Raw genomic sequence first — 21,381 nt, 5'->3', positions numbered from 1 at the left:
TCGTTAAGGGCGGGATTGTAGGGTGGGCGCCCAGGCGACGACCGTGGCCAGCGACTCGCGCCGCTGCGCGCCCGCACCGTCGCGCAGCGACTTGACGGTGACCTGGCCCGCGGCCAGTTCGTCGGCGCCGAAGACCAGCGCGTGGGCCGCGCCGCTGGCGTCGGCTTTCTTGAACTGCGACTTGAAGCTGCCGAACCCGTCGGCACCGCCGGCATGCATCTGTACCTCGACGCCGGCGGCGCGCAGCGCCTGCAGTACCGGGAACACCTGGGGCAGCGCGGCGGTGTCGGGCACGATGGCGTAGGCATGCGGCACCGGCTGGGCGGCGGCAGCGCCCTGCTCCACCAGCAGTTCCAGCACCCGCTCCAGCCCCATGCCCCAGCCGACCGCGGGCGTCGGCTTGCCGCCGAGGATCTCGAACAATCCGTCGTAGCGCCCGCCGCCGCACAGGGTGCCCTGGGCCCCCAGCTCGGTGGTGATGAATTCGAAGACGGTATGGCTGTAGTAGTCCAGGCCGCGCACCAGACGCGGATTGACGGTCCACTGCACGCCGCAGGCGGTCAGCAGCGACTGCACCGTGTCCAGGTGCCGGCGCGACGCGTCGCCCAGGTGGTCCAACAGGCGCGGCGCGCCTTCGACCATCTGCTGCATCGCCGGATTCTTGGTGTCGAGGATGCGCAGCGGATTGGTCAGCAGGCGGCGCCGGGCGTCGGCATCGAGCAGTTCGGCGTGCTGTTCGAAGTACGCGACCAGGGCCGCACGGTGGGCCTGGCGCTCCGCGGGAATGCCCAGGCTGTTCAGCTCGACCCGCACGTTGCGCAGGCCCAATGTGCGCAGCAGTTCATGCGCCAGCAGCATCAGCTCGGCATCGACCTCCGGGCCGGCGAAGCCGAGGGCTTCTGCGCCCAGCTGGTAGAACTGGCGGTAGCGCCCGCGCTGGGGACGCTCGTGCCGGAACATCGGGCCGGTGTACCAGAGGCGCTTGCCGCCGTCGTAGGTAAGGTTGTGCTCGATCGCGGCCCGCACCACGCCGGGCGTGTTCTCGGGGCGCAGCGCCAGTTCCTCGCCGTTGAGGCGATCGGTGAAGGCGTACATCTCCTTCTCGACGATGTCGGTGGTCTGGCCGGTGCCGCGCACGAACAGTGCGGTGGGCTCGACGATCGGCGTGCGGATGTTGCGGTACGCATGGCGGCGCATCACGCTGCGCACCGTGTCTTCCAGCGCTTCCCAGCGGGCGGAATCCTGCGGCAGGATGTCGTTCATGCCCTTGACGCCGGCGAGCTTCGCCGGTTTGGCCGTAGGAGCGCTTGCCGCGGACGCGGCGGCGGAAGAGATGTCTGGCATGGGAATCAGGCGGTCGCGGCCGAAACCGGGCTGCCGAAACGTTTTTCGATGTAGCTCTCGACGAGCCGGTGGAATTCGGCGGCGATGTTGTCGCCGCGCAGAGTCAGGGCTTTCTCCCCGTCGATGAAGACGGGTGCCGACGGTGCCTCGCCGGTGCCGGGCAGGCTGATGCCGATGTCGGCGTGCTTGCTCTCGCCGGGGCCGTTGACGATGCAGCCCATGACGGCCACCTTCATCGTCTCGACGCCTGGGTACTTGCTGCGCCACACCGGCATCTGCTCGCGCAGGAAGTCGTCGATGTCCTTGGCCAGTACCTGGAAAGTGGTGCTGGTGGTACGGCCGCAGCCGGGGCAGGCGGTGACGCTGGGCACGAAGGACCGCATGCCGAGCGACTGCAGGATTTCCGACGCGACCACCACCTCCTGGGTGCGGGCCTCCCCGGGCTGCGGCGTAAGGGACACGCGGATCGTGTCGCCGATGCCCTCCTGCAGCAGCAGGGCCAGCGCGGCGGCCGAGGCCACCGTGCCCTTGGTGCCCATGCCGGCCTCGGTCAGGCCCAAGTGCAGCGGATAGTCGCAGCGGCGGGCCAGCTCGCGGTAGGCGGAGACCAGGTCCTGCACGCCGCTCAGCTTGCAGGAGAGGATCACCTGGCTGCCATCCATGCCCAGGCGCTCGGCCAGGCGGGCGGAATCGATCGCGGAGGTGATCAGCGCCTCGTACATCACCTGCTTCAGGTCCCACGGCAGGGCCCGGCGGCTGTTGGCATCCATCATGGTGGCCAACAGTTCCTGGTCCATGCTGCCCCAGTTGACGCCGATGCGCACCGGTTTATTCCAGCGCAGCGCGGCTTCGATCATCTGGCCGAACTGCTTGTCGTGCTTGTCGCCCTTGCCCACGTTGCCGGGGTTGATGCGGTACTTCGACAGCGCCTCTGCGCAGGCCGGGTAGTCGCTCAGCAGCCGGTGGCCATTGAAATGAAAATCGCCGATCAGCGGCACGTCGATGCCCATCCGGTCGAGCTGATCGCGGATGTAGGGCACCTGGGCGGCCGCCTCGGGGGTGTTGACGGTGATGCGGACCATTTCGGAGCCTGCCAGCGCCAGTTCCTTGACCTGGATGGCGGTGCCGATCGCATCGACCGTGTCGGTGTTGGTCATCGACTGCACCCGCACCGGCGCGTCGCCGCCGACCGTCACCACCCGGTCGCCCCAGACCACCCGGGCCTGGCGCGAGCGGCGGGCCGCTGGGTGCGCGACCGGAATGCCATCGGCAGGGGCTGCGAATTGCTGCGCTTCCATGGATCACTTCACCTCGAAACGGGCGACGTTGCTGCGGGCGATGGCGGACAGGTCGAGCGGCTTGCCGCGCACGGTCACCTGGGTGCCGTCGGCCCGGCCGACCACCACCGCCAACGGCGGCGGCGCGGTGATGGATTGCTGGTCGCCGGCGGACAGCATCTTCTGGAAGACGACGCCACCACGGGCATCGGAAATCTTGATCCACGAATCGGCGGTGGCCTTCAGGACCAGCACGGCATCGCTATCGGCCACCGCGGCGGGCTCGGTGGCAGCAGGAGCTGCCGCGACCGCGGCGGCGGTCGGCACGGCCGGCGCCGAGGGCTCCACCGCGGCGACCGGCTCGGTCGGTGCCTGGGCGGCGACGGGCTCCTGCACCACGCCGCGCGTCGCCGTCCTGATTTCGCCGTGCTCCAGCCGACGGGACAGCACCTCCATCCAATGGTGGATTCGTTCGCGCGGCAGCAGCATCAAAGCGCCGGCCCCCACCAGGAGCAGCACTACGACCCACACCAGCGGCCTGGGAAACTGCTGTGCCAGCGAAGGCTTGCGGACGGGCATGGCCGGCAGGCCTTTCGACAACGCGCGGGTGTCGCAGACCAGCCGGGCCGCGTTGCGCTGCGGCAGCCGGGCCAGCACCGGCACAGGATCGACCTGCAGCAGGCGGCAGATGGTAGCGGTCAAGGCGCGCGCGAAGGCGGGGTCGGGCATCTCGTCCAAGCGGTCCGCTTCCAAGGCTTCGAGCCGCGCCACCGGCACCTTCAGCGCCTGGGCCAAGGCCGCGATATGGATGCCCGCGTTTTCGCGCACCTGGCGCAGATAGGGTCCGACGCCAGGGCCGGAGGTGTGGTCGGGCCCGCCGCCGGGATCTGCCAGTTGCGAGGCGGTGTGCTGCTCACTCATCGAAGGCTCCACGGTCGTAGGAAGCCCTCTCGGCCGACAGCGGGTAACGTTTGCGCAACTGGTCGGCCAGCTGCCGCACGGCGGTCTGGTCGCCCAGACGGCGCTCGATCTTGATGCCGAGCCACAACGATTCGGACGTGGAGAATTCGCCGTTGTTGACCCGGCGGATGTAGAACTGGGCGCGCGCCAGCTCCCCGCGCTGACGCAGCAGGTTGGCGAGGGTGAAGCCGGTGATCGGATTGCTCGGGTCGAGCGCGTAGGATTCCAGCAGGGTGCGCTCGGCCTCGCCCACGGCTCCGCCGCGCACCTCGCACAGGCCTTCGGTCATCAGGGTCTTGGCCTTGTCGGTGTACGAGGGCACGGCCACCGCCCGGCGGAACTGGGCCGTGGCTTCGGGATACTTCTGCTGCTGGCAGAGCATCCAGCCGTAGTTGTGCATCGCGTTGGCATCGCGCGGATTGAGCGAGACGGCCCGCTGGAAGCTGTCTTCGGCCAGCGCATAGTCGTTGAGCCGCATGTAGATAAGCCCGCGCAGGTTGTACGCGTCGGGGAAGGTCGGATCGGCCGTCAGCGACTGCTTGACCTCGTCCAGCGCTATGTTGGTCTGGTCGTTCTGGAAATAGTTGGCAGCCAGCTCGTAGCGCAGGCGCGCACGGCGGCGTTCGGGCGCCTCGTCGGACGAAGTGACCAGGTCGGGCCGCTGGGTGGCCGAATCGGCCGGGCGCACACCCGGGGCGCCGCTCGTGGTGGTCGAGGTCTGCACGCATCCCTGTGCCAGCAACAATGCGCCCAGCACCAGCACCAGCACCAGCACCAGCACCAGCGCGCCGCGGCCGGTGCGGCGGAGCGCGCCCGCAGCGCGTGCAACCAGGGGCAGACCTCCATCACCACGCATCATTCCATGTCTCCTAAGTGCTGCCGGCCTACGGACCGACGGGGACCATCATGACGGTTCGCTGGCGGGCGAGACGCTTGCCGACACCGGTCCGGTCCTTCACTTCGCCGGCCAGCTGGCCGCAGGCGGCGTCGATGTCGTCGCCTCGCGTCTTGCGGACCGTGGTCACGATACCAGCATCGCCGAGGATCTCGGCGAACGCCTGCACCCGTGCGGCCGGGGACCGCAACAGGCCCGAGGCCGGAAACGGATTGAACGGGATCAAGTTGAACTTGCACGACACGCCGCGGCCCCCGTGGCCCCGCACCAGGGCGACGAGCTGCTCGGCATGCTGGGGCAGGTCGTTGACGCCGTCGAGCATGCAGTATTCGAAGGTGATGAAGTCGCGCGGCGCATGCGCCAGGTAGCGGTTGCAGGCGTCGAGCAACTCGGCGATCGGGTACTTGCGGTTGAGCGGCACCAGGTTGTCGCGCAGCGGATCGTCGGGCGCATGCAGCGACACCGCCAGCGCCACCGGGCAATCGGCACCCAGGCGGTCCATCATCGGGACGACGCCCGAGGTCGACACCGTCACGCGCCGCCGCGACAGGCCGTAGGCGTGGTCGTCGAGCATGGTGCGCAGGGCCGGCACCAGCGCGGTGTAGTTCTGCAGCGGCTCGCCCATCCCCATCATCACCACGTTGGAGATGACCCGCTCGGTGGTGCCGGCACGGCGGCGCAGGAAGTGCTCGGCATGCCAGAGCTGGGCCAGTATCTCGGCGGTGGTGAGGTTGCGGCTGAAGCCCTGGTGCCCGGTCGAGCAGAAGCGGCAATTGACCGCGCAACCGGCCTGCGACGAGATGCAGAGCGTGCCGCGGTCGTCTTCGGGGATGAACACCGCTTCGACCGCATCGCCGGCGCCGACGTCGAACAGCCATTTGATCGTGCCGTCGGTGGAGATGTGCTCCGCCACGACGGGAAGGGAACGCACCTCGGCGCTGCCCTGCAATTTTTCGCGCAGCGACTTCGCCAGATCGGTCATCCGGGAGAAGTCGGAGGCACCCCGCTGGTGAATCCAGCGGAACAACTGGGTGGCACGGAAGCGTTTCTCTCCGTGCTGCTCGCAATACGCAGCCAGCCCTTCCAGATCGAAGTCGAGCAGGTTGACCATCATCGCGAGCAGACCCCGCCTCAGCGGGTGTAGACGTTCAGGGCAGGGAAGAAGAACGAGACTTCGTTCGCTGCGGTTTCGGGAGCGTCGGAGCCGTGCACCGCGTTGGCGTCGATGCTGTCGGCGAAGTCGGCGCGGATCGTGCCGGCGTCGGCCTTCTTCGGGTCGGTGGCGCCCATCAGATCACGGTTTTTCTGGATCGCATTCTCGCCCTCGAGCACCTGCACGAAGACCGGGCCGGAGATCATGAAGTCGACCAGGTCCTTGAAGAAAGGACGGGCCTTGTGCACGCCGTAGAACTGCTCGGCTTCGGCGCGCGAGAGTTGCACCAGGCGGGCGGCGGCGACCCTCAGGCCGGCAGCTTCGAAACGCGACACGATCTGGCCGATGACGTTCTTGGCCACGGCGTCGGGCTTGATGATGGAGAGAGTACGTTCTATTGCCATTTGGATATTTCCTGAGCTGATTTTTAGGTTTTTGCCTGTAGGGCAAAGCCTACGATTCTAACCGAGGGCGATTGTCAAGCCCCAAAGCGACGCTGTCACGACCGCGACCGCGTTGGTGGCTTGGCCGCCACGGTGCGCGTTCAGCGGCCCCGGCCGCCGCCGCCCCGGCGTCCACCGCCCGGGCCGCCGGGCTTGGAGCCCTGGCGCTGCTGGCGCGAGAAGCTGTCGGCCCCGATATAGCCGACCGACGTCTTCATCGGATCTGGCTGGCTGCCACCGGGTTTTCCGGCCGGCGGCCCGCCACGCGCGGTCGCGGGGCCGCCGAACATCGGGCCGTGGCCCGGCTCGGTGCGGCCGTAGCCGCCACCTGCGGCGCCACGACCGCCCTGCCCCGGCCCACCCGCTCCGCGCGGGCCGTTGCCGCCGCGGCGGTTGCGGGACGCTTCGGAGGGCCGGGCGTAGGCGGATGCGTTTTCGCGACGTTCCGCGCCGGCCGCCTTCATGAGGGAATCGATGTCGCGCTCGTCCAGCTCCATCCAGGCGCCGCGCTTCAGGCCGCGCGGCAGCAGCATCGCACCGTAGCGGATCCGGATCAGGCGGCTGACCGCATGGCCCACCGCCTCCAGCATACGCCGCACTTCGCGGTTGCGGCCTTCCGAGATGGTGACCCGGTACCAGGTGTTGGCGCCTTCGCCGCCGCCGTTCTCGATGGTGCCGAACTGCGCCATGCCGTCGTCGAGCCGCACGCCGTCGAGCAGCTTCTGCTTTTCCTCGTTGCTGAGGGCGCCGAGGACCCGTACCGCGTATTCGCGCTCCAGGCCGAACCGCGGGTGCATCAGCTTGTTGGCCAGCTCGCCCGAGCTGGTGAACAGCAGCAGGCCTTCGGTGTTCAGGTCGAGCCGGCCGACCGACTGCCATTTGCCGTGCTGCAGCCGCGGGAGCTTGCGGAACACGGTCGGGCGGTTCTGCGGATCGTCGTGGGTCACCACTTCGCCCACCGGCTTGTGGTAGGCGATGATGCGCGGCGGCGGCGGATCGATTCGGTAGCGGATCGGTTTGCCGTTGACCTTGACCTGGTCGCCGTACTGTACCCGCTGGCCGATATGGGCCGGCTCGTTGTTGACCGAAACGCGGCCTTCGAGGATCAGCTGCTCCATCTCCAGGCGGCTGCCAAGGCCGGCCTGCGCCAACACCTTGTGCAGTTTGGGCGTCTCGTACTGCGGCGCCAGCACACGCTTGGCGGGGGCCGCCTCGGCAACCTCGGGACTGGCTTCCTCCGCGTCGAAGCGACCGGAGACGACGTCTTCGAAGTGGATCTCGCCGGCTCCCGCGCCGGCGGGAGCCGGCGGTGCAGCGGCGGTTTCGTCTGCGTCCGTAGCGGCGGCCGCACCTCGCGACTGGCCGGCCCGGGCCGGTGGAGCGCCCGCTCCGTCGGCCGGAACCTGCGGCGCGCGCCGGGGAGTCGCAGGCTCGCATACCGGCGTAGATGCTTCGTTTTCGATAGCGACAGGCCGGCGTATATCGCCGGCTCCGCCTACTTTTTCTTCGGAGTCTGCGGCGGGCGCGGACTGCGGCTGGTCAGGGTTGGATTCGTTCATACGGCTTTGGAAGCGGGCGGGTCGGGGGTGTCGTCGTCGACCGGGCCGTCTTCCGACGGCGGTGCTGCGGACGATGCGACAGGATCGAGATCGAGATCGAGGTCGAGGTCGTGAGCCGGGGATGGAGGCGCGGCGTCGGAGGGAGCGTCCGGCGCTTCGATTTCACCGGGCTCGCCCGCAGCGCCATCCGCACTTCGCGGCTCGGGCTCGGGCGCCAGAACCCCGACCGGCGCGTCGGGCGCCACGGCTGGCGCCACCGGATCGTCGAAGCCGTCCAGCGAGGCACGCACTGCCTGCTCGACCGCCGTGCCGTCGGCCAGCGGCAGCTGGTCGAGCGACGCCAGGCCCAGGTCGTCCAGAAACTGGCGGGTGGTGGCGAAGAGCGCGGGCCTGCCCACGGTCTCGCGGTGGCCGATCACCTCGATCCAGCCGCGGTCTTCGAGCTGCTTGAGGATCAGGCTGTTGATCGCGACGCCGCGGATGTCTTCCATGTCGCCCCGGGTCACCGGCTGGCGGTAGGCGATGATCGCCAGCGTCTCCAGCACGGCCCGGGTGTAGCGCGGCGGTTTTTCGGGATGCAGCCGGTCGAGGTAGGGGCGCAACGCGGGTCGGCTCTGGAACCGCCAGCCGCTCGCGACCTGCACCAGCTCGACGCCGCGCTGCGTCCAGTCGGTCTGCAACTCTTCGAGCAGTCGGCGCACGGTGTCGACACCCACGGCGTCGTCGAACAGCACCCGAAGCTCGCGCAGCGCGAGCGGCTGGGGCGAGCAGATCAGGGCGGTTTCGAGAATGCGCTTGGCATCCACCGTGTTCATAGGTCGTGGTCCGGAAGGAAGGGGCGCTATGCCATTGCAGCGTGTCGGTGCCGTCGGGCAAGGTCGGGATGCAGCGGTTCGCCGGAGGCCGGCAGGCATACGGCACGGGCGCTGGGCGCAGGCCGGGCAACACGCGAGGAAGGGGCGTCGGGCCGGCGTTCAGGGGTGTCAGGCGGGATTGTAGTGCAGGCCCCAGGCGTCGAGGGCCCGCAGGATGTCGCCGGGGGGCGGCGCCTCGAAGGCCAGCGGCTCCTGCGTGACCGGGTGGTCGAACGCCAGGCGGAAGGCATGCAGCGCCTGTCGCTCCAGTCCCGCAGCCGGGGCGCCGCCATAGCTACCGTCGCCTACCAGCGCATGGCCGATGGACGCCATGTGCACCCGGATCTGGTGGGTGCGGCCGGTGCGGAGGGTGCAGCGGACCCAGCAGCCCTCCTCGGCGTTGGCGAGCAGACGCAGGCTGGTGTGGGCCGTCTTGCCGGGGTGGCGCTCCAGGTCGACCACCGCCATCCGCAGCCGGTTGCGCGGGTCGCGGCCTATGCCGACCTGGATCTCGCGGTCTTCGGCACCCTTCCAGGGGCGGTGCGCCAGGGCCAGATATTCTCGCCTGACGTCGCGGGCGGCGATGGCGCGCACCAGCGCCTCCATCGCGCCGCGGCTGCGGGCAACGACCATCAAGCCGCTGGTGTCCTTGTCGAGCCGGTGCACGATGCCGGCCCGCGGCAAGGCGGCGAAGGCCGCATCACGCGCCAGCAGGCCGTTGAGCAGGGTGCCGCTCCAGTTGCCCGGCGCCGGATGCACCACCAGCCCGGCGGGTTTGTGCAGCACGAGCAGGTGCGCGTCCTCGTACACCACGTCGATGGCCAGCGGTTCGGGGCGGAAGGCTTGGCTTTGCGGCGTGGGCCGCAGCTCGACCTGCAGTTGCTCGCCCACCCGCACTTTGGCCGAGGCCTTGGTGGCGACGGCGGACTGGACCTGCACGAAGCCGGCCTCGATCAACTGCTGCAGGTAGCTACGCGAGAATTCGGGCACGCCGCCGGCCAGTGCGCGATCGAGCCGTTCGCCGTGGAGTGCCGGCGTGACCTGGAAGACGCGGCGTTCGCAGTCGGCCGCGTCGCCAGCCAATTCGTCTTCGACCGCATCGGGGGTCGGCGGCGTGGGGTCGGCCGATATAATCGTGGTGCTGTATCTCAAGAAGGTCGTCCGTGATGCGTCGAGTGAAATTATCGGTTGTCCCCGCCTTCGCGGCCCTGCTGCTGGCCGGCAGCCTTGCCGGCTGCTCTTCCACCACAGAGGACAAGACAGCCGGATGGAGCCCCAACCGCATATATTCGGAGGCGAAGGACGAACTGGGTTCGGGGTCTTACGACAAGGCCGTGCCGCTTTTCGAGAAGCTCGAGGGCCGCGCCGCCGGCACGCCGCTCGCCCAGCAAGCGCAGATCGACAAGGCGTACTCCCAGTACAAGGCCGGCGAAAATGCCCAGGCCGTCGCTACGCTGGACCGCTTCATCAAGCTGCACCCCTCCAGCCCGGCCATCGACTATGCGCTCTATCTGAAGGGCGTGACCAACTTCAACGACAACCTGGGCCTGTTCTCCTTCATTTCCCGGCAGGACCTGTCGGAGCGCGACCAGAAGGCGGCCAAGGATTCGTTCGAGGCGTTCCGCGAGCTGACGACCCGTTTCCCCGATTCGCGCTACACACCCGATGCGCGCCAGCGCATGACCTACATCGTCAACTCGCTGGCGCAGTACGAGGTCCATGTCGCGCGCTACTACTACAGCCGCGGCGCGTATGTCGCCGCCATCAACCGCGCCCAGATCGCGGTGGCCGACTACCGCGATGTGCCGGCGCTGGAAGAAGCTCTCTATATCATGATGATGTCGTACGACAAGCTGGGCATGGACCAGCTGCGGGACGACACCCGCCGGGTCATCGACCAGAACTACCCGAAGAGCGCCTACCTGTCCGACGGCTTCAAGGCCAATACGGATCCATGGTGGAAGGTGTGGTGAGCGCGTCCAGCGCTTGGTAGAACTCCGCATCGGACGACAGCCGGCGCATCGGTGGCAGCGCCCGCAGCAGGCGTTTGCCGTAGGACATGGTGGTGAGGCGGGTGTCGCCCACCAGCAGCACGCCGCGGTCGGTCTCGCGGCGGATCAGCCGGCCGGCCCCCTGTTGCAGCGCCACCGCGGCCTCGGGCACGAAATAATCCTTGAACGGGCTGCGGCCCTCCTGCTCCAGCCGCCGGGCGCGGGCCTCCACCAGCGGATCGTTCGGGGGCGGGAACGGCAGCTTGTCGAGCACCACCAGCTGCAGCGCGTCGCCCGGCACGTCCACCCCTTCCCAGAACGAGGCGGACGCCACCAGCACGCAGCCCGGTTTGCCGTCGCCACCGCCCTCGCGGAACCGCTCCATCAGCCTGCGCTTGGGCCATTCGCCCTGCACCAGGATTTCCAGCTCCCCCGATGCGCCGAAGCGCTGCGACAAAGCCTCGCCAATGGTGCGCAGGGCGCGCAGTGTCGTGGTCAGTACCAGGGTGCGGCCGCCCAGGCGGGCCGCCGCGTCGCCGCACAGGCGGGCCAGGGCCACGGCATGCCCCGAATCGGCCGGGCGCGGCAGCCAGTCGGGCACGTACAGCGCGGCCTGCCGCTCGTAGTCGAACGGGCTGCCGACGCGCAGCACCTGCGCCGTCCCGTCGAGGCCGCACGGCTCGGTGAACCAGCGCAACGCCGGATCGTCGCCCAACGTGGCCGAGGTGAAGATCCACGCCCGTGGCCGGCCGCCGCCGGTGCCCTTCCTTTCGCGCGCATCCGGCTCGGCGGCGGGCGGCACCGGGTCTGCGGCATCGCTGTCCGCCGGCAGCGCCGGCAGGCGGGTCTGCATCGTGTCGGCGATGTCCAGCGGCGACTCCACCAGCCGCAGCTGCGCACCGACGTCGGCCCACCGCACCTGTCCGGTACGGCTCGGCTGCGCGAACATCTGCAGGCGGCCCGACAGCGCGGTGCCCCGCTCGTGCAGGCGCCCGAAGTCGGGTGCGAGCTCGCTGACCATGTCGAGGCCCGCGAGCGCCAAGCCGAGTGCCTGCTGGATGGAGGCCAAGCCCGACTCCCACGCCAAAGGGTCGGCGCCGTCCGGCACCGCATCCGACCACCGCAACCGCGCGCCCGGGGCATGCCGTCCGGCGGCCATGCGCAGATCGTGCGCCGCCCGCTCCAGCCCGCCGGCGACCGCGGGCCAATCGACCAGCCCGCGGGCCGCCTGCATGCCGGTCGCCAGCACGTCGCGTGCGAAGTCGAGCAGTTGCCCGGTGCCGAGCTGCCGCCCCAGGAACTGCACGCCGGTCTCGTTGAGCTGGTGCGCCTCGTCGAAGACGGCGACGCGCACCGTCGGTAGCAATTCGGCCATGCCCGATTCGCGCACCGCCAGGTCGGCGAAGAACAGGTGGTGGTTCACCACCACCAGGTCGGCCGCGAGGGCGTCGCGGCGGGCCAGATTCACATGACAGGCGCGGAACTGCGGGCACTGCGCGCCCAGGCAATTCTCGCGGGTCGAGGTGATCAGCGGGATCAGCGGGATCAGCGGAGAACGCTCGTCCAGTCCTGGGAGTTCGGCCAGGTCGCCGGTGCGGGTGGCCTGCGCCCACAGCTCGATCTTGCCGAGCGCGCGGCTGGCCTGGCGGTCGATCGCCGCATCGTTCCGGCGGGCCGTCTGCATCCGGTGCAGGCAGAGGTAGCTGCTGCGGCCCTTCAGCAGCGCGGTGCGGATCGAGATGCCCAGGGCCCGCACCAGCCGCGGCAGATCGCGGCCGAACAGCTGGTCCTGCAAGGTCTTGGTGGCGGTGGAGACCAGCACCCGCTCGCCGCTCAGCAGCGCCGGCACCAGGTACGAGAAGGTCTTGCCGACGCCGGTGCCCGCCTCGACCACCAGCACGCCGCCCGTCTCCACCGTCTGCGCGACCGCCAGGGCCATGTCGGTCTGGGCCTCGCGCGGCGTGAAACGGTCGGCCGCATGCGACAGCAGGCCGTCGGCCGCGAAGACCTCGCGCACGCGCTCCACAAGACTCATCGGAGGCCGGGAATGTGCGCGGCTGCGCATCGGTCGTTCGCGGCGACAATCGGCCTCTTCCTGAATGAAGAGACCCGCGAGGAGATGGGGTTCACAAGGATTCTTCTCGTACGTCGGCTGCGGGAGCAGCACGGCTTGCGTCGATGATAAATGGCGGCGGCACGCCGCCCCGCACTGTTCGCGACTGGCACGCACCCATGACCACTGGCTACCGTCTCGCAGGCTCCACCGGCCTCCACAAGGGCGACCGCGACTACCAGCAGGACCAGGTCCTGCTGCTTCCGCACGCCAATACCCACGGATGCATCCTGGGCGTGGTGGCCGACGGCATGGGCGGCCGAACCGGAGGCCGCAAGGCGTCCGACCAAGTGGTGCTGACCGCCCGCCAGCTGTTCGAGCGCTATGCACCCGGCCGGGACGACCCCGAGGCCTTCCTGCTGCAGCTGGTCGAGGAGGCCCACCTCGTCATCCGCCTGGTGGCGATCGCCTCCGAAGAGGAGCCGCACAGCACCGTCGCCGCCTTCCTGATCGGGCCGCAGGGCCACTGCCACTGGGTTCATGTGGGCGATTCGAGGCTCTACCACTTCCGCCAGGGCGCCCTCGCCTTCCGCACCCACGACCATTCCTATGTCCAGGCGCTGGTGGACCGCGGCGAGATCACCGAGCAGGAGGCACAGGTGCATCCGCAGTCGAACATCCTGCTCGGCTGCCTCGGCACCGAGACCGACCCGCCGATCGGCCGGCACACGATCACGCAGTTGGTGCCGGGCGATATCCTGATGGGCTGCAGCGACGGTGCCTGGCACTACCTGCCGCCGCGCGAGATCCACCAGGCCTGCGCACAGGCCGATCCCCGCGATGCGGTGCAGGCGCTGATCCAGATCGCCCGGGTACGCGCGGGCGGCAAAGGTGACAACATTTCGATGATCGTCGTCAAGGTGGAGGCGCTGGCGCCGCCTCTGGAGCCCGCAGCGCAGCCGCCGCGGCTTCCCACCCGTCCGCCGCCGCCCTTCAAGCCCAGGCGCTGAGCGGCGCGGTCACCCGAACCGCGCCGGGCGCGACTGCCGGGCTCAGGGATTGGCCGGCAGCGGCGTCGCCGACGGCTTGCCCTGGCGCTCGGCTTCGCGGCGGCGCAGGGCCGCACGGCGTTCCTCGGCCTCCTGCTGGCGCGCCTCCGACCGCTGCCGGGCGGCGGGGGCTTCGACTTCCCGCTGCGCGCGCCGGGCCGCGTCCTCGCTCATGCGTCGCTCGGTTTCCGCCCGCTGCGACGCGGCACGGACCGCATTGCCGGGGGCTGCGGCGTCGCGCTCCTGCTTCTTCTGCACGGCTTCGGTGTTGCGGTCGTCGGCGGCACCGGTCGTCGCACGCTGGCGGGCGCTTTCTTCCGAGCGCAGTGCGGTCTGGCGCTGCTCTTCGAGCCGGGCCAGGCGCTCTTCCTCCTTGCGCGCCCGGTCGCCGTCGCGCACCGCGACTTCCTGCTTGCGCAGCGCCGAGATGCGGGGCCGGAAGTCGGCACGCGCATCGGTCAGGCAGTCGTTGACCGCGAACTTGCGGTAGCAGTCCGCTTCCGCCCGGGCCAGCGCGGCCTGGGTGGCGCTGCGCTGGCGCTCGATCTCGGCCAGGCGCGTGCTGCTTTCCTCGGCCGTGATCGGCGCGGCACGCGGCCGCTCCTGGGCCAGGACCGGGCCGCAGGCGAACGCGAGGAGAAGGAGGATCGGCGAATGCTTCATGGCGGTTCAGGTGATGCGGGTGTCGACCACCCGGCGCTCGAGCGCCAGGAACTCGGCCGACTGCATCTCGGTGAGACGCGACACCGTGCGCGGAAACTCGTGGGCCAGGGGCCCCTCGGTGTAGAGCGCTTCCGGAGGCACGGCGGCGGACAGGATGAACTTCACCCGGCGATCGTAGAGCACATCCACCAGCCAGGTGAAGCGCCGCGCCTCGGACGCCATCCGCACCGGCATGTGCGGCACGTCGCTGAGCAGCACCGTGTGGAACTGGGTGGCGATCTCCAGGTAGTCGTTCTGCGAGCGCGGACCGCCGCAGAGCGTGGCGAAGTCGAACCAGACCACGCCGCCGGCACGCCGCCTGGCCTTGATCTGCCGCGCCTCGATCGTCATCACCGGGTCTTCGTCCTTCGCCTCGGCGATGCGGTCGAAGGCCTCGTTCATCTCGGCGTCGGTCTCGGGGCCGAGCGGCGTCAGGTAGAGCCGCAGATGCTCCAGCGTGCGGCCCCGGTAGTCGGTGCCGTTGTCCACGTTGACCACCTCCAGCCGTTCGTTGAGCAGCGCGATGGCCGGCAGGATGCGGTCGCGGTGCAGGCCGTCGGGGTACAGGTCGTCGGGCCTGAAGTTGGAGGTGGTGACGAAGCCGACACCGTTCTCGAACAACGACACCAGCAACCGGTGCAGCACCATCGCATCGGTGATGTCGGCCACGTGGAACTCGTCGAAGCAGATCAGCCGGTACCGATCGGCCATCTGCCGGCCCAGCACGTCGAGCGGGTTGACCGTGCCCTGCAGGTGCCCCAGCTCGCGGTGCACTTCGCGCATGAACTCGTGGAAATGCAGCCGCGCCTTGCGCTCGATCGGCACCGCGTTGAAGAAGCAGTCCATCAGGAAGCTCTTGCCGCGCCCCACGCCGCCGTACATGTAGACGCCCTTCGGGATCGGCGGCCGGCCCAGCAGGCGGCGCAGCGCGCTCGAACGCTTTTCCTTGTACGCCGACCAGTCGTCGGCGCAGCGCTGCAGCGCCTCGACCGCGCGCAGCTGCGCCGGGTCGCTCTGGAAACCGCGGGCGGTCAATTCGGCCTTGTAGGCCTCGCGAACATTCATGCTGCAGGATTTCCGTGCGGGGTGGCGGCCGCGGCTTCAGCGATCCGGGCAGCAGGCTGCGACGAATTGCTACCATTTAAATAGCAAGAAGCCGTCGATAAACAACGGCTTCAGGCACTTTTCGCTTACAGGATCAGAAGTTCAGCGTGCGCTTGTCGACCGCCAGCGCGGCTTCCTTCGTGGCTTCCGACAACGACGGATGGGCGTGGCAGATGCGGGCGATGTCTTCCGCGCTCGCCTTGAACTCCATCGCCACGACGGCTTCGGAGATCAGTTCGCTGGCCTGCGGGCCGACGATGTGCACGCCGAGGATCTCGTCGGTCGCCGCGTCGGCGATGAACTTGACGAAACCGGTCGTGTCGCCCAGCGCCCGCGCCCGGCCGTTGGCCAGGAACGGGAACGAGCCCGCCTTGTAGGCGACGCCCTCGGCCTTGAGCTGCTCTTCGGTCTTGCCGACCCACGCGATCTCGGGGCTGGTGTAGATGACCCACGGGATCGTGTTGAAGTTGACGTGGCCGTGCTGGCCGGCCATGCGCTCGGCGACGGCAACGCCCTCTTCCTCGGCCTTGTGCGCCAGCATCGGGCCGCGCACCACGTCGCCGATCGCCCAGACGCCAGGCAGGTTCGTACTGCATTCGTCGTCCACCACGATCGCGCCGCGCTCGTCGAGCTTCAGGCCGACGGCTTCGCCGTTCAGGCCGATGGTGTTGGGCACGCGGCCGATCGAGACGATCAGCTTGTCGGCCTGCAGCGTCTGCGCCTCGCCCTTGGCGTCGGTGTAGGCGATCGAGACACCCGCGTCCGAAGCCTTGATCTCGCCGACCTTCACGCCCAGGTTGATCTTCAGGCCCTGCTTGTCGAAAGCCTTCTTGGCTTCCTTGGCCACCTGCTGGTCGACCGCGCCGAGGAACGTGGGCAGGCCTTCCAGGATGGTCACGTCGGCACCCAGGCGGCGCCAGACCGAGCCCATCTCCAGGCCGATCACGCCGGAGCCGATCAGCGCCAGCGTCTTGGGCACCGCGCCCAGGCGCAGCGCGCCGTCGTTCGACAGCACGTTGACCTCGTCGAACGGCGTGCCGGGCAGCGCACGTGCGTTGGAGCCGGTGGCGATGACGACCTGCTTGGCCGACAGCGTCTCTTCCTTGGCGCCCGATATCTGGATCTCGTAGCCGCCGTCGGACGCCTTCGCGAACGAACCGCGACCGTGGAAGAAACTGATCTTGTTCTTCTTGAACAGGTACAGGATGCCGTCGTTGTTCTGCTTGACGACGGTGTCCTTGCGGCCCAGCAGCGTCGGCAGGTCGAGTTCGACGCCCGACACCTTCACGCCGTGCTCGGCCAGATGCTTGTGCGAGAACTCGAAGTGCTCGGACGACTGCAGCAGCGCCTTGGACGGGATGCAGCCGACGTTGGTGCAGGTGCCGCCGGGTGCGGGACCGCCCTTGTCGTTCTTCCATTCGTCGATGGCCGCGACCTTGAAGCCGAGTTGCGCCGCGCGGATGGCCGCGATGTAGCCGCCGGGGCCGCCGCCGATGACGATGACGTCGAATTGTTGGGACATGTGGATTCTTTCAATGAAGGGCACCGGCGGCGCCCGTGTCGACCGCTTCGTCACCTGCGGCATGCGCAGCGAAGCCCGTTCGAGAACACCGCGGAGCCGGCTTTGCCGGGCCGCTGGTGTTGCCCCCTGCAAGGGGGTTGGCGAAGCGACACGAAGTGGCGCGAAGCCTGGGGGTTAGTTAAATGTCAAACAGCAGACGCGACGGATCTTCCAGCGCATTCTTCATCGCGACCAAGCCCAGCACGGCTTCGCGGCCGTCGATGATGCGGTGGTCGTACGACAGCGCGAAGTAGTTCATCGGGCGAACGACGATCTGGCCGTTCTCCACCACCGCGCGGTCCTTGGTGGCGTGCACGCCCAGGATGGCCGACTGCGGAGGATTGATGATCGGGGTCGACAGCATCGAGCCGAAGGTGCCGCCGTTGGAGATGGAGAAGGTGCCGCCGGTCATGTCGTCGATGCCCAGCTTGCCGTCCTGCGCCTTCTTGCCGAATTCGGCGATCTTCTTCTCGATGTCGGCGAAGCTCATCTGGTCGGCGTTGCGCAGGATAGGCACCACCAGGCCGCGCGGCGAACCGACGGCGATGCCGATGTCGAAGTAGCCGTGGTAGACGATGTCGTTGCCGTCGACCGAGGCGTTGATCACCGGATACTTCTTCAGCGCGTGCACCGCGGCCTTGACGAAGAAGCTCATGAAGCCGAGCTTGACGCCGTGCTCCTTGGTGAAGCTGTCCTGGAAACGCTTGCGCATGTCCATCACCGGCGCCATGTTGATCTCGTTGAACGTGGTCAGGATGGCGTTGGTCGATTGCGACTGCAGCAGGCGCTCGGCGATGCGGGCGCGCAGGCGGCTCATCGGCACGCGCTGCTCGGGACGCTCGCCCAACTGGGCGAAGTTGGGGCCCGACGGCGCGGCCACGGCGGCCAGCGGCGCCTTGGCGGGTGCCGGCGCAGCGGCGGCCGGCTTCGGTGCGGCCACGGCCGACAGCACGTCGCCCTTGGTAACGCGGCCGTCACGACCGGAACCGGCCACGTCGCCCGTCTTCAGGTTGTTGTCGGCCAGCAGCTTTGCAGCGGCGGGCATCGCCACGTCGGACTTGGTGCCACCGGTGGGGGTGGCCGCTGCGGCGGCGGCCGGGGCAGGGGCCGGTGCGGCGGCTGCAGGGGCGGCGGCCGGTGCCGGCGCGCTGGCGGTGGCCGAGGTGTCGATCTTGGCGATCACCTGCGCGGTGACGACGGTGCCGCCGTCGGCGACGACCAGTTCGGTCAGCACGCCGGCTGACGGTGCGGGCACTTCCAGCACCACTTTGTCGGTTTCGATCTCGATCAGGATCTCGTCGGCCGCGACGGCGTCGCCGACCTTCTTCTTCCACTGCAGCATGGTGGCCTCCGCCACGGATTCGGACAACTCGGGGACTTTGACTTCTACGATGGCCATGGGGTACTTCTTTCGATATGTCGGGACAACAGAAGGGCGCGACCGCCCTTCCCTCTGGATCTGACGGATTTACTTCGAGAGCACGAAGCCCTTGAGCTTGCCGAACGCGCCTTCGACAAGCGCCTTCTGCTGCTCCTGGTGCAGGTGCGAGTAGCCCACGGCCGGCGAGGCGGAAGCCGCGCGACCGGAGTAGCCGAGCTTCTGGCCGTCGGCCATGTTCTCGTGGATGTAGTGCTGCACGAAGAACCAGGCACCCTGGTTCTGGGGCTCGTCCTGGCACCACACGATGTCGGTCACGCTGGGGTACTTCTTCAGCTCGGTGGCGAAGGCCTTGTGCGGGAACGGATAGAGCTGCTCAACCCGCAGGATGACGGTGTCGTCGGCGCCCTTCTCTTCGCGCCTCTTGGCCAGGTCGTAGTAGACCTTGCCCGAGCAGGCGATCACGCGCTTGATCTTGTCGGCCTTCAGGTCCTTGCTCTCGGCGATCACGGTGCGGAAGCCGCCTTCGGTGAACTCCGAGATCGGCGAGGTCGCGTCCTTGTTCCGAAGCAGCGACTTCGGCGTCATGATGATCAGAGGCTTGCGCAGGTCACGCACCATCTGGCGGCGCAGCACGTGGAAGATCTGGCTGGCCGTGGTGGGCTGGACCACCTGCATGTTGGTGTCGGCCGACAGCTGCATGAAGCGCTCCAGGCGCGCCGAGCTGTGCTCGGGACCCTGGCCTTCGTAGCCGTGCGGAAGCATCAGCGTCAGGCCGTTGACGCGGCCCCACTTCACTTCGCCCGACGCGATGAACTGGTCGATCACCACCTGCGCGCCATTGGCGAAATCGCCGAACTGGGCTTCCCAGATCACCAGGGTGTTTGGATCGTTCGAGGCATAACCGTACTCGAAGCCCAGCACGGCTTCTTCGGACAGGATCGAGTCGATGACGACGAAGGGTGCCTGGTTCTCGGCGATGTTCTGCAGCGGGGTGTAGGTGCCCTCGTCGAACTTCTCGCGCTTCTGGTCGTGGATCACCGAATGGCGGTGGGTGAAGGTACCGCGGCCGCAATCCTCGCCCGACAGGCGGATCGGGTAGCCGCTGGCCACCAGCGACGCGTAGGCCATGGTTTCGCCCATGCCCCAGTCGACGTTGATCTCGCCACGGCCCATCGCGGCGCGGTCGTCGTAGACCTTCTTGACCAGCTGGTGCGGGGTGACGGATTCCGGTATCGTCGTCACGCGCTCGGCCAGACGCTTCCACTCGGACATCGGGATCGCGGTGTCGCCCGCGTCGGTCCACTTCTTGCCCAGGTACGGGCTCCAGTCGACCGCGTATTTGCCCTTGAAGTTGGTCAGCACCGGATCGACCGTGTGCTTGCCCGCCTCCATGGCGGCGCGGAACGCCTTGAACATGTCGTCGCCCAGCGTCTCGCCCAGGCCTTGCGTGGCCAGCTTGTCGGCGTAGAGCTTGCGCGTGCCGGGGTGGGCGGCGATCTTCTTGTACATCAGCGGCTGGGTGAGCGACGGGGTGTCCTGCTCGTTGTGGCCCAGCTTGCGGAAGCAGATGATGTCGACGACGACGTCCTTCTGGAACTCCGTCCGGAACTCGAGCGCCAGCTGCGTCGCCAGCACCACGGCTTCGGGGTCGTCGCCGTTGACGTGCAGCACCGGCGATTCGATCATCTTGACCACGTCGGTGCAGTACAGCGTCGAGCGGCTGTCGCGCGGATCGCTGGTGGTGAAGCCGATCTGGTTGTTGATCACGATGTGCACCGTGCCGCCGGTGTGGTAGCCACGGGTCTCGGCCAGCGCCAGCGTTTCCATGATGACGCCCTGGCCTGCGAAGGCGGCATCGCCGTGCACCAGCACCGGCAGCACCTGCTTGCCCTGCGGATCGCCGCGGCGGTCCATCCGGGCCCGCACCGAGCCTTCGACCACCGGGTTCACGATTTCCAGGTGCGACGGGTTGAACGCGAGGCTCAGGTGCACCGGGCCGCCGGGGGTGTTCACGTCGGAGCTGAAGCCCTGGTGGTACTTCACGTCGCCGCTCGGCAGGTCTTCCGGCGCAGTGTGGTCGAACTCGGCGAACAGGTCGGACGGCAGCTTGCCCAGCGAGTTCACCAACACGTTGAGGCGGCCGCGGTGGGCCATGCCGATCACGATTTCCTGCACGCCCTTGGCGCCGGCTTCCTGGATCAACGCGTCCATCGCCGCGATGAAGCTCTCGCCGCCTTCGAGCGAGAAGCGCTTCTGGCCGACGTACTTGGTGTGGAGGAAGCGCTCCAAGCCTTCGGCCGCGGTCAGGCGGTCGAGGATGCGCTTCTTCTGGTCGTTGTTGAAGCTCGGCTTGGTACGGACGCCTTCCAGCTTCTGCTGCCACCAGCGCTTCTGCACGTGGTCGGTGGTGTACATGTACTCGGCGCCGATGGTGCCGCAGTAGGTTTCCCGCAGCGCGTTCATCAGCTCGCGCAAGGGCATCGTGTCCTTGCCGAAGAAGGTGTTGCTCGTGTTGAACACCGTCTCCTGGTCGGCGTCGGTGAAGCCGTAGAACGACAGCTCGAGCTCGGGGATGTTCTCGCGCTCGGTGCGCTTGAGCGGATCCAGATCGGCCCAGCGGACACCGACGTTGCGGTAGGCGGCGATCAGTTGCTGGACGGCGGTACGCTTGCGGCCCAGTTCCGAGTCGGCGCTGGCGACCACGACCTTGGTCTGTCCCTGCTTGGCGCGCTCGGCGAAGGCATTGACGACCGGCAGGTGGGGCACGTCGCGGGCATCGCTGCCGTCGGTGGCCGGCACATGCTGGAGGGCGTCGAAGTATTCGCGCCAGTTGTCCGGGACGCTGCCGGGATTTTCCAGGTAGTTCTCGTACATCTCCTCCACGTAGGGCGCGTTGCCGCCGAAGAGGTAGGTGTTGCCCTGGTAGGCGTCGTATAGAGACGTGGTCTCGCTCATGGGTGCGCTACTTTCGTTTCCCTTGGGAAAACATTAGCTGGTTTGGAAAACCTTCCGCGACACGGCTGAACCGGTTGGCGGATGCGACTGTGGCTGTGGA

General features: G+C 68.4%; 17 protein-coding genes. 2 read left to right on the top strand and 15 right to left on the bottom strand.

Annotated elements, in window-relative coordinates; genetic code table 11:
- Positions 1 to 3: 3 nt before the first annotated feature.
- The 9 genes from hisS to DFQ15_RS01195 form a co-directional block, all read right to left on the bottom strand.
- A complete protein-coding gene (gene hisS / locus DFQ15_RS01235) occupies positions 4 to 1,344 on the bottom strand; it encodes a histidine--tRNA ligase (protein ID WP_110464210.1) in 1,341 nt (446 codons plus the stop codon).
- Positions 1,345 to 1,349: 5 nt separating this feature from the next.
- On the bottom strand, positions 1,350 to 2,642 hold the full coding sequence (gene ispG, locus DFQ15_RS01230; protein ID WP_110464209.1) for a flavodoxin-dependent (E)-4-hydroxy-3-methylbut-2-enyl-diphosphate synthase: 1,293 nt from the start codon (positions 2,640 to 2,642) through the stop codon (positions 1,350 to 1,352).
- Between the two features lie 3 nt (positions 2,643 to 2,645).
- Positions 2,646 to 3,542, bottom strand: a complete 897-nt coding sequence (locus DFQ15_RS01225) for a helix-turn-helix domain-containing protein (RefSeq protein WP_110464208.1) — start codon at positions 3,540 to 3,542, stop codon at positions 2,646 to 2,648.
- A complete protein-coding gene (gene pilW, locus DFQ15_RS01220) occupies positions 3,535 to 4,440 on the bottom strand; it encodes a type IV pilus biogenesis/stability protein PilW (protein ID WP_233504209.1) in 906 nt (301 codons plus the stop codon). Before pilW ends, DFQ15_RS01225 begins: the two co-directional genes overlap by 8 nt.
- Positions 4,441 to 4,465: 25 nt before the next feature.
- Positions 4,466 to 5,590 (bottom strand): 23S rRNA (adenine(2503)-C(2))-methyltransferase RlmN, encoded by a 1,125-nt coding sequence (rlmN, locus tag DFQ15_RS01215; RefSeq protein WP_110464207.1) that lies wholly within the window; start codon positions 5,588 to 5,590, stop codon positions 4,466 to 4,468.
- A gap of 17 nt (positions 5,591 to 5,607) precedes the next feature.
- Positions 5,608 to 6,033: a nucleoside-diphosphate kinase gene (gene ndk, locus DFQ15_RS01210; RefSeq protein ID WP_110464206.1), complete on the bottom strand. Its 426-nt coding sequence runs from the start codon at positions 6,031 to 6,033 to the stop codon at positions 5,608 to 5,610.
- A 140-nt stretch (positions 6,034 to 6,173) separates the two neighbouring features.
- A complete protein-coding gene (locus tag DFQ15_RS01205) occupies positions 6,174 to 7,631 on the bottom strand; it encodes a pseudouridine synthase (RefSeq protein WP_110464205.1) in 1,458 nt (485 codons plus the stop codon).
- Complete coding sequence (gene scpB / locus DFQ15_RS01200) at positions 7,628 to 8,446, bottom strand: SMC-Scp complex subunit ScpB (protein WP_110464204.1); 819 nt, start codon at positions 8,444 to 8,446, stop codon at positions 7,628 to 7,630. Before scpB ends, DFQ15_RS01205 begins: the two co-directional genes overlap by 4 nt.
- Before the next feature lie 168 nt (positions 8,447 to 8,614).
- Positions 8,615 to 9,637: an RluA family pseudouridine synthase gene (locus DFQ15_RS01195; protein WP_110464203.1), complete on the bottom strand. Its 1,023-nt coding sequence runs from the start codon at positions 9,635 to 9,637 to the stop codon at positions 8,615 to 8,617.
- Positions 9,638 to 9,651: 14 nt separating this feature from the next.
- Here DFQ15_RS01195 and DFQ15_RS01190 point away from each other — a divergent pair, with 14 nt between their 5' ends.
- Positions 9,652 to 10,458, top strand: a complete 807-nt coding sequence (locus DFQ15_RS01190; protein WP_110464202.1) for an outer membrane protein assembly factor BamD — start codon at positions 9,652 to 9,654, stop codon at positions 10,456 to 10,458.
- On the opposite strand, the gene DFQ15_RS01185 is transcribed toward DFQ15_RS01190, so the two are convergent.
- Positions 10,421 to 12,511: an ATP-dependent DNA helicase gene (locus tag DFQ15_RS01185; protein ID WP_110464201.1), complete on the bottom strand. Its 2,091-nt coding sequence runs from the start codon at positions 12,509 to 12,511 to the stop codon at positions 10,421 to 10,423. The genes DFQ15_RS01190 and DFQ15_RS01185 overlap by 38 nt on opposite strands.
- A 197-nt stretch (positions 12,512 to 12,708) precedes the next feature.
- On the opposite strand from DFQ15_RS01185, the gene DFQ15_RS01180 reads away from it, so the two are divergent.
- Positions 12,709 to 13,539 (top strand): PP2C family protein-serine/threonine phosphatase, encoded by an 831-nt coding sequence (locus DFQ15_RS01180; protein ID WP_110464200.1) that lies wholly within the window; start codon positions 12,709 to 12,711, stop codon positions 13,537 to 13,539.
- Between the two features lie 42 nt (positions 13,540 to 13,581).
- Here the strand turns inward: DFQ15_RS01180 and DFQ15_RS01175 are convergent, their stop codons facing one another.
- The 5 genes from DFQ15_RS01175 to DFQ15_RS01155 all read right to left on the bottom strand — a co-directional run bounded on the left by DFQ15_RS01175 (position 13,582) and on the right by DFQ15_RS01155 (position 21,281).
- Positions 13,582 to 14,241, bottom strand: a complete 660-nt coding sequence (locus DFQ15_RS01175; RefSeq protein ID WP_110464199.1) for a hypothetical protein — start codon at positions 14,239 to 14,241, stop codon at positions 13,582 to 13,584.
- A gap of 6 nt (positions 14,242 to 14,247) precedes the next feature.
- Positions 14,248 to 15,345 carry a cell division protein ZapE gene (gene zapE, locus DFQ15_RS01170; protein ID WP_110464198.1) on the bottom strand — a complete coding sequence of 366 codons (1,098 nt, stop codon included), beginning with the start codon at positions 15,343 to 15,345 and terminating at the stop codon, positions 14,248 to 14,250.
- A gap of 133 nt (positions 15,346 to 15,478) precedes the next feature.
- On the bottom strand, positions 15,479 to 16,906 hold the full coding sequence (lpdA, locus tag DFQ15_RS01165; protein WP_110464197.1) for a dihydrolipoyl dehydrogenase: 1,428 nt from the start codon (positions 16,904 to 16,906) through the stop codon (positions 15,479 to 15,481).
- Between the two features lie 178 nt (positions 16,907 to 17,084).
- Positions 17,085 to 18,344 carry a 2-oxoglutarate dehydrogenase complex dihydrolipoyllysine-residue succinyltransferase gene (gene odhB / locus DFQ15_RS01160; protein ID WP_110464196.1) on the bottom strand — a complete coding sequence of 420 codons (1,260 nt, stop codon included), beginning with the start codon at positions 18,342 to 18,344 and terminating at the stop codon, positions 17,085 to 17,087.
- A 69-nt stretch (positions 18,345 to 18,413) separates the two neighbouring features.
- The gene (locus DFQ15_RS01155; RefSeq protein WP_110464195.1) at positions 18,414 to 21,281 is read right to left on the bottom strand and encodes a 2-oxoglutarate dehydrogenase E1 component; all 2,868 of its coding nucleotides are present in this window, start codon (positions 21,279 to 21,281) and stop codon (positions 18,414 to 18,416) included.
- Positions 21,282 to 21,381: the final 100 nt, after the last annotated feature.

Source organism: Xylophilus ampelinus, from assembly GCF_003217575.1.
In the GTDB taxonomy this organism is placed as follows: Bacteria; Pseudomonadota; Gammaproteobacteria; order Burkholderiales; family Burkholderiaceae_C; genus Xylophilus; species Xylophilus ampelinus.
The sequence above is the reverse complement of the archived record's forward strand: the minus strand, read 5'-3'. Positions and strand labels throughout refer to the sequence as shown.

What these genes read in the sequence shown, in the direction of transcription:
- DFQ15_RS01175 (WP_110464199.1), bottom strand. Translation starts at nt 14,241, where the DNA reads ATGAAGCATTCGCCGATCCTCCTTCTCCTCGCGTTCGCCTGCGGCCCG.
- DFQ15_RS01185 (WP_110464201.1), bottom strand. Translation starts at nt 12,511, where the DNA reads ATGAGTCTTGTGGAGCGCGTGCGCGAGGTCTTCGCGGCCGACGGCCTG.
- DFQ15_RS01190 (WP_110464202.1), top strand. Translation starts at nt 9,652, where the DNA reads ATGCGTCGAGTGAAATTATCGGTTGTCCCCGCCTTCGCGGCCCTGCTG.
- ispG (WP_110464209.1), bottom strand. Translation starts at nt 2,642, where the DNA reads ATGGAAGCGCAGCAATTCGCAGCCCCTGCCGATGGCATTCCGGTCGCG.
- DFQ15_RS01225 (WP_110464208.1), bottom strand. Translation starts at nt 3,542, where the DNA reads ATGAGTGAGCAGCACACCGCCTCGCAACTGGCAGATCCCGGCGGCGGG.
- odhB (WP_110464196.1), bottom strand. Translation starts at nt 18,344, where the DNA reads ATGGCCATCGTAGAAGTCAAAGTCCCCGAGTTGTCCGAATCCGTGGCG.
- pilW (WP_233504209.1), bottom strand. Translation starts at nt 4,440, where the DNA reads ATGATGCGTGGTGATGGAGGTCTGCCCCTGGTTGCACGCGCTGCGGGC.
- DFQ15_RS01180 (WP_110464200.1), top strand. Translation starts at nt 12,709, where the DNA reads ATGACCACTGGCTACCGTCTCGCAGGCTCCACCGGCCTCCACAAGGGC.
- zapE (WP_110464198.1), bottom strand. Translation starts at nt 15,345, where the DNA reads ATGAATGTTCGCGAGGCCTACAAGGCCGAATTGACCGCCCGCGGTTTC.
- DFQ15_RS01155 (WP_110464195.1), bottom strand. Translation starts at nt 21,281, where the DNA reads ATGAGCGAGACCACGTCTCTATACGACGCCTACCAGGGCAACACCTAC.
- DFQ15_RS01205 (WP_110464205.1), bottom strand. Translation starts at nt 7,631, where the DNA reads ATGAACGAATCCAACCCTGACCAGCCGCAGTCCGCGCCCGCCGCAGAC.
- scpB (WP_110464204.1), bottom strand. Translation starts at nt 8,446, where the DNA reads ATGAACACGGTGGATGCCAAGCGCATTCTCGAAACCGCCCTGATCTGC.
- rlmN (WP_110464207.1), bottom strand. Translation starts at nt 5,590, where the DNA reads ATGATGGTCAACCTGCTCGACTTCGATCTGGAAGGGCTGGCTGCGTAT.
- lpdA (WP_110464197.1), bottom strand. Translation starts at nt 16,906, where the DNA reads ATGTCCCAACAATTCGACGTCATCGTCATCGGCGGCGGCCCCGGCGGC.
- ndk (WP_110464206.1), bottom strand. Translation starts at nt 6,033, where the DNA reads ATGGCAATAGAACGTACTCTCTCCATCATCAAGCCCGACGCCGTGGCC.
- hisS (WP_110464210.1), bottom strand. Translation starts at nt 1,344, where the DNA reads ATGCCAGACATCTCTTCCGCCGCCGCGTCCGCGGCAAGCGCTCCTACG.